General features: G+C 53.7%; 7 protein-coding genes and 1 pseudogene. 4 read left to right on the top strand and 4 right to left on the bottom strand.

The genetic code is table 11. From position 1 onward, the window contains the following. Positions 1-266 precede the first annotated feature (266 nt). Both R3196_RS10535 and R3196_RS10530 read right to left on the bottom strand, forming a co-directional pair. Positions 267-752 carry a hypothetical protein gene (locus R3196_RS10535; RefSeq protein WP_318936732.1) on the bottom strand — a complete coding sequence of 162 codons (486 nt, stop codon included), beginning with the start codon at positions 750-752 and terminating at the stop codon, positions 267-269. A 548-nt stretch (positions 753-1,300) separates the two neighbouring features. Next, positions 1,301-1,681, bottom strand: a complete 381-nt coding sequence (locus R3196_RS10530; RefSeq protein WP_318936731.1) for a MerR family transcriptional regulator — start codon at positions 1,679-1,681, stop codon at positions 1,301-1,303. 81 nt (positions 1,682-1,762) lie between these two features. On the opposite strand from R3196_RS10530, the gene R3196_RS10525 reads away from it, so the two are divergent. Next, positions 1,763-2,800 carry an SDR family oxidoreductase gene (locus tag R3196_RS10525; protein ID WP_318936730.1) on the top strand — a complete coding sequence of 346 codons (1,038 nt, stop codon included), beginning with the start codon at positions 1,763-1,765 and terminating at the stop codon, positions 2,798-2,800. Positions 2,801-2,943: 143 nt separating this feature from the next. On the opposite strand, the gene R3196_RS10520 is transcribed toward R3196_RS10525, so the two are convergent. Beyond that, complete coding sequence (locus R3196_RS10520) at positions 2,944-3,576, bottom strand: TetR/AcrR family transcriptional regulator (RefSeq protein ID WP_318936729.1); 633 nt, start codon at positions 3,574-3,576, stop codon at positions 2,944-2,946. Between the two features lie 116 nt (positions 3,577-3,692). On the opposite strand from R3196_RS10520, the gene R3196_RS10515 reads away from it, so the two are divergent. The 3 genes and pseudogenes from R3196_RS10515 to R3196_RS10505 all read left to right on the top strand — a co-directional run bounded on the left by R3196_RS10515 (position 3,693) and on the right by R3196_RS10505 (position 6,332). Further along, positions 3,693-5,489 carry an amidohydrolase family protein gene (locus R3196_RS10515; RefSeq protein WP_318936728.1) on the top strand — a complete coding sequence of 599 codons (1,797 nt, stop codon included), beginning with the start codon at positions 3,693-3,695 and terminating at the stop codon, positions 5,487-5,489. Between the two features lie 47 nt (positions 5,490-5,536). After that, positions 5,537-5,783, top strand: a pseudogene (locus R3196_RS10510) (IS3 family transposase); the annotation flags it as partial. Positions 5,784-6,071: 288 nt separating this feature from the next. Beyond that, positions 6,072-6,332 carry a hypothetical protein gene (locus R3196_RS10505; protein ID WP_318936727.1) on the top strand — a complete coding sequence of 87 codons (261 nt, stop codon included), beginning with the start codon at positions 6,072-6,074 and terminating at the stop codon, positions 6,330-6,332. Positions 6,333-6,399: 67 nt separating this feature from the next. Here R3196_RS10505 and R3196_RS10500 read toward each other — a convergent pair. After that, positions 6,400-6,757 (bottom strand): phosphoenolpyruvate carboxykinase (ATP) (locus R3196_RS10500; protein ID WP_318936726.1); only part of this gene is annotated, 358 nt, incomplete at its 5' end.

Genomic DNA, 6,757 nt, shown 5'->3' with positions numbered 1-6,757 from the left:
GGCAAGTCCTCTTCGGATGCAGAATCCTTCAACCTTTCAAAAGCTTCTAACTTTTGGTCGACGTCATAACTGTCGAAGTCAGACCAGAGAATTTCCATTTCTTTTTCGATTATCGGGTTCATAGTCAATTACGCATAACGCACTTGTTCAGGCGCAAATTTGGAGTGTAGCCATTTGTGATAAAATTGCGACAGCAATTCACAAATGGCGGAACGGAAAATTTGTCGCCTGCAACTTCATTGTTACATGTCTCCATCTTACTCCCACTATACTGGCAGATCCATTTCGATAGCTTGAGCTAAGAATTCTCCACCAGGCGCCTCCATTCTCTCAGTAAGCTCACGAGCACATTCAAGCGCATAGTTCTTAACTTCTGAAGCAACGAATGAACCACCATTAAATTCCGCACTAATACCTAAGTGCTTTGAAACATACTCAACAGTTTCGAGAAAAGTTGTGATATTTTCAATCGGTAGCCAAGGTAGTAGGTACTCTAAGTTTAATACGTCCCAATCACTGTAACCTTCGTGATTAAAATAAACTTCTTCCCCTTTTCTTAACAAACTAACGTATACAATACTTTCAGTCTGCCAATCTTCTATATGCTCTTTTCGAGGGATAGTATATGTCTCACCATCACCTGATGGTATAAACTCACATTTATGCAATATTTCCTTGATCATTTTGATCGAGCGAACCTCCCCATCGGAGAATTTCACCGATACACACTGATGCCATTTATCGCCACTCATTCAAAACCCTCAAATTAAACTACCTGACATGTAACAGCAGTTAGATAGAACGCCTCGATATTGCAAGTACATGACCGCTTCATTATTCCGAATTCCTCACCGGTCAGGGTTCTATCTAACGATTGATAAAACAACAGCTTAGCTCATCGCTCACCAAGCTGCTATGTAATCGCGTGACTTCCTCTTTTCCCACACTCAATCACAAGGCACAAAAAAGTGTGGTCGTTAAAGAGTAAGGCGCTTTCCCGGGAAAAGTGGGTTTACAGCTCCGGCCCGAATTGCAGTATGGCGCAGCTTTCACTGACCTCAAAGCCGATGTAATGTGAGGAATAGAATCTTACCGGTAAACCATTTCCGCATAGTGCCCATCACACCTTCAATGTGCTATCGATGATGGCGTCATTGCCTGCCGGGCAGTTCCGCAGTTATAGCATTGAGGAGGAGTGCGAGTTCACATCCGACGGCACACGTCTTCGCTTTGGTCATGATCTGGTGATTGAGGGCAAGTTTTGCCGTTGTCCCTATGCACGACCGGACGGATGATAAGGTCAGGTCAGACGCCCGCTTGCGCGCAGGGCTGCCGCACTTTCTTCGAGCCGTCGCTGTTCCCGCCCAAGCAGGATGCTGACCTGTTTCAGTTTGTGAATCCTGTCCTCCACCTGCGCCTTTTTCTCAGCCATCAGCGTGGCGCCCCGTTCACAGTCAATGCTATCGCTGCGCAGAGCATTCAGTATGTCCCGAATCTCCCGCAGGGAAAAACCGAGAGCCTTAAGTTGGCGCACCATGGTGACTCGTTCCACAGCTTTTTGCGGGTATTCCCGGTAATTATTGCCGCGCCGTCCTACTTCCTGAAGCAGGCCGGCCTTTTCGTAATAACGCAGGGTGTGGCGGTTTACGCCGGTACGCTGCTCTAGCTCCGCAATCTGCATGATGGTTTCTCAACTGGGTGTTGACCTTTGAGTGTACTCTAACCTTTAAGGTGTTGGCAGACCCTACCAAGGAGACCTGCCATGACACTGCTTATCACCGGCGCTACCGGCTTTATCGGCCGTCATGTATGCGCCCAGTTAACCCGAAGCCACGAACTGTATGCGGTATTGCGTCAACCTGAGACCCAGCTCTCGACGCTGCGCCAACAAGTGAGTGATCTCGGCGGTCAGGGTGACCGCCTGCATGCAGTAAAAGGAGACCTGGACCTGCCCGGATTGGGCCTGCCGGAGGATTTGGAAGCGCCGGAGGCCATCATTCATTTGGGGGCCCGCTTCGCGTGGCAGCTGGATCCCGCCATCGCTCGCCGCACCAACGTGGCCGGCAGTCTGGCGGTGGCTGAGCTGGCCCGGCGTCACCAAAGCCGTCTGGTTTTTGTCAGCGGATTCATGTTGGAAAACCATGATCACCTGCGGCGACTGGGTATTGACAACGATGATCCGGACCGGGTGGACTGGCGGCGGGTATATCGTATGGTTGGTGGTTATGAAGCCAGCAAACTGGAAGCAGCAATCCGGGTGCGTGCGCTGGCAAGTTCAGGCGATCTGGATCTGGTGGAAGTGCAGCCCGCTACTGTCGCGGGCCACAGTGATACTGGCAGTCTCGATACCAGCCAGCCACTGTTTGCCCTGCTCGATAATCTGGCCCGGGGACGCATGGCGATGATTCCCGGCAGCCCCGAGCATTGGCTGCCATTGGTGGCGGTGGATCATCTGGCCTCGCTGATGGCTGTTGCCGCCACCAGTGACCGTGTGCCTGAGCGGTTGCTGGTTCTGGACCCGGCCACGCCCAGCTTGAAGGGGCTGCTCGCTATTGCCGCCGACCTGCTGGGCCGGCGGGCACCGCAACGCCACGTGCCAATGCCTTTGCTGGCGCTCCTGTTGCGACTGCCCGGTCTGCCCCGCCTGATAAATACCTGGCCGGAGGCGCTGAACTTTATTCAGCCCACTCGCTTCGACACCGCCATTACTGATGCCTTCCTGCAGGAGCAGGGGCTGGCGCGCCCCTCCATCGAGGCGGTCATCGTGGCTACGGCTTGCTGGTACCGGCAGAGACAATGAGCCATCACCGGATACCTGCCGGAACGCACTTGTTTGATTAGTTATGAGGCTAGGGCGCTGAAGAAAGCGCTGGCTTTAGCGATACGTTCTATTTTTCGTTAGTTTGACGGTCCTTGAAATAAATCTGTCCCCATTTTTGGTTGTTAAGCTTTTTTGCCGCTTGCCTCTATAAATCGGTCAATGCTGCTCAAGATGTGGTTGCGAAGTACCGACCAGTCTACATAGCCATCCTGAACGCCAGGGATTGAACGCAGGATAACGGTACCCCTTAACATCGCGAGGATTATTGCAAGCTGGTCCGAAAATCCGGGCATAGCGGATAGTTCTGGCAAGAGTTGGCGACAAACTGTGTGAAGCAGGTGGTTTTGCTGCTTCACAAGTTTGGCAACGGCGGCAGCGAGATTGGAATCCGTGCGCGCCGCCGCATACATCTCGAAGACGGCAGGCGCTATCCGCAAATTGTGTACTTCCCAGAGGCGGTCGATGACAAACGCGATGCGTTCACGATCGTTGTTGCCGCCGATTGTTGCAGCGTTGATATCCGATGCGAGCTTTTGGGACAACCAGAAAATCGCAGCATCGACCAAATCATTCTTACTACGAAAGTGATGCTGTAGAGCACCCTGACTGATGCCTGCCCGGTTGGCCACGCTACGTGTGGTCGTCGCCGCAAAACCCACGTCAATCAGACTTTCAATAGTGGCATTAAGCAGCGTCGCCCGGGTTGCTGCGCTGCGTTGCGCCTGGGTGACTTGGGAAGTTTTCTTTTGAGTCATGCTGGAAATTCTAAGAGAGATAGCGGCATTTTGCAAGTCAGGTGACTTGACAAGTCATGTGACTTGTTTTTAACTGAGGCCTTCTTAAACAACCTGTTAATTGAGAGAGGTGGACCATGTTGTCGAGCTTCGACACCATTATTAAGAACGGACTCTGGTTCGATGGCACGGGTGTGGCGCCTTCAGTACGTCATCTGGGAATACGCAACGGTCATGTGACAGCCATAGCCAAGCAGCCCTTACCCGAGAATGACGGCTGCGAAGTCATTGACGCCGATGGGCAGTGGGTGTTGCCAGGATTCGTGGACATCCATACGCACTATGATGCCGAGGTGCTTGTGGCGCCAGGGCTAAAAGAATCCGTCCGGCATGGTGTGACCAGTATCTTTCTTGGCAGTTGTTCCCTTTCCACGGTGTTTTCCGGCCCGTTTGATTGCACCGATATGTTTTCCCGCGTCGAGGCGATACCTCGTGAGCAGATGCTAAATGCGTTGCGCGGCAAGACCTGGAGCACACCTGTTGAGTACGTGCAGCATCTAGAGTCCTTGCCCCTGGGACCCAATGTTGCCGCCTTCCTCGGTCATTCTGATCTGCGGGCGCATGTGCTTGGGTTGGGGCGCGCGGTAGACGACAAAGTGCGTCCGGACAAGAGTGAACTCAAACGGATGAGCCAGCTACTGGATGATGCACTTGATGCCGGTTTTGTCGGCCTCTCCGGTATGACCACCCCCTGGGACAAGCTCGACGGTGAGCGTTATCGCTCGCGCTCGTTACCGTCGACGTTTGCGACCTGGAAAGAGTACCGTCGTCTGAACAGGCGGCTGCGCCTGCATGGCAAGGTACTTCAGAGTGCGCCCAACACGACCCGCCCCCTGAATGTCTTCCTGTTCATGGTGGAGAGCGCGGGCTTCTTTGTCAGGAAGAAACTGCGGACCTCACTGCTGGTGGCCGCCGATACCAAAGCCATGCCCTCAAAGGCGGTCCACTTTTTATTGGGTCTGTTTCGTGGTGCCAACAAGCTCCTGCGTAGCGATCTGACCTGGCAACACCTGCCAGTGCCATTCGAGGTCTATGCTGACGGTATTGATTTCGTCATCTTTGAGGAATTCGGGGCAGGCCAGTTGGCGCTTCATCTACAGGATGAGGTCGAACGCAACAAACTGATGCAGAATGAGGGTTTCCGCCGCCAGTTCAGGCATCAGCTGGATAATCAGATCGATTTTCGTCTGTGGACACGTGATCTGCACGACACCGAGATCGTCGACTGCCCGGACAGGAGCGTGATCGGCAAGTCCTTTGGTCAGGTGGCGGACGAATGTGGTTTGCATCCGGGCGATGCTTTTCTGGATCTTGTCGTCGCGCATGGCCGAAAACTGCGCTGGCGTATGGTCTTAGCCAACCATCGCCCTGAGGTTCTGGATGAGATTGCTTCACATCCCTCATTGCAAATGGGGTTCGCCGACTCCGGCGCCCACCTGCGCAACATGGCTTTCTACAACATGCCGGTTCGATTCCTGCGGCGGGTTCGCGAGGCTGAGCTGGCCGGAAAACCTTTTATGAGTACTGAGCAGGCCGTCCACCGCCTCACTGGTGAGTTGGCGGATTACTACGATGTGGATGCCGGTAAGCTGCATGTCGGTTCGCGCGCGGATGTTGTCATTATTGACCCTGAAGGTCTGAATGCTTCGGTCGATGAGCTGCATGAAAGCGTTATCCCTGAGTTCGGCAACTTCAGCCGATTGAGCAATAGCAGTGATTCAGCAGTCATGGCGGCGCTGATTGCTGGTCAGTTGGTGTATCGCGAAGGGAGTTTTGCCGAGGGCTTTGGTAATGATTATCGAACCGGACGCTTTCTGCGCGCCGGTGAATCCATGCAAGTGGATGACGGACATCGAGTTGATGGGGGTACTTAATGGGGCCTGATTGATTATTCATAAATCGATCTGACCCCTTTTTGATCATGAATTATCGCCAGGAGCGCCATATGGTCATCAAAGCGGGTGAGATGGCTGTCTGGCCTGCCAGCGCCAGGGAAAACGCCTGTGATTCTGAATTCAGGTCGCGACAGCCAAATCACCAGTGGCGATTATCAACGCTTCCTTGGCAGCAATCGTGTTGTAATCAGTATGAGTGCTGTCGGGCTCTGTGAAGACAATGCGGCCTGCGAGGGCTTCACCGGAATGCCCAAGCGAGAGCGTGTCCATCGTTTTAAAACCGTACGTGGAAATGGGGTAGAACCTAATCTAATAGAAAAGCAGCGTAGTCCATCACTCTCCAAGCTGCCATGTAATGGCGTGACTTCTTCTTTTCACGTATTCAATCATGGGGCACAAAAAGTGCGGTGCTGCAAAGAGCAGGGGCTCTTCCGGTAAAGGTGAGCTTACAGCTTCGGCCCGAATTGCAGCATGGCTCAGTTTTCACTGACCTCAATGCCGCTGTAATGTGAGGAGTAGAGCCTTAAAGGAAAGCCATCTTCCTCTCGTGCCCATCACCACATGAATGCAAACCAGGATGCCAGCTGGTGTGTTACCCGCCCATGGTTCGATTACATGATGGGCACACGAGTGATGTCTGACCCGCAGATTGCAGAAAGTAATCCCCTGGGGATGGATCTGCCCAATTGGTTGGAAAGTCGGGTGAACCGACTCGCGCGCCGACTGCTACCGAGCTCCTATGAAAGCATCGACCGCAGTTCCAGAATTGACGCAGGCAGGCGCCAGGAAGGTATAGAGATGCCCTTTGCCGGGGTTGCCTGACAAGACGCAAGCCACAAAAAAAGCGCCGTGCTCAAGGAGCAGGGCGCTTTTGCAGTAAAGGTGGGCCTTATGCTTTTGGCCCGGCCTCTACAATCGCGTCAGAGACGTCGAACTTCTTGAAGTTCTCGACGAACTGGCCGATCAGTTCGGCGGCCTTGGCGTCGTAGTCTTCGGTGCTGGCCCAGGTGTTGCGCGGGTTCAGCAGGTTGCTGTCTACGCCGGGCACGCTGACCGGAACGCTGAGGTTCAGGGTGGGCAGGTGCTCGGTCTCAACGTCGTCCAGATCGCCGTTCTGGATGGCGCTGATGATGCTGCGGGTGGTCGGGATGCTGAAGCGCTCGCCGACACCGTAGGAGCCACCGGTCCAGCCGGTGTTGACCAGGAAGACCTTGCTGCCGAATTCGTCCATGCGCTTCATCAGCAGT

Origin of the sequence: Pseudidiomarina sp. (assembly GCF_033722695.1) — a bacterium.
GTDB lineage: Bacteria > Pseudomonadota > Gammaproteobacteria > Enterobacterales > Alteromonadaceae > Pseudidiomarina.
Note: the sequence above shows the minus strand (reverse complement) of the source record. Positions and strands in the feature narration are given on the sequence as shown.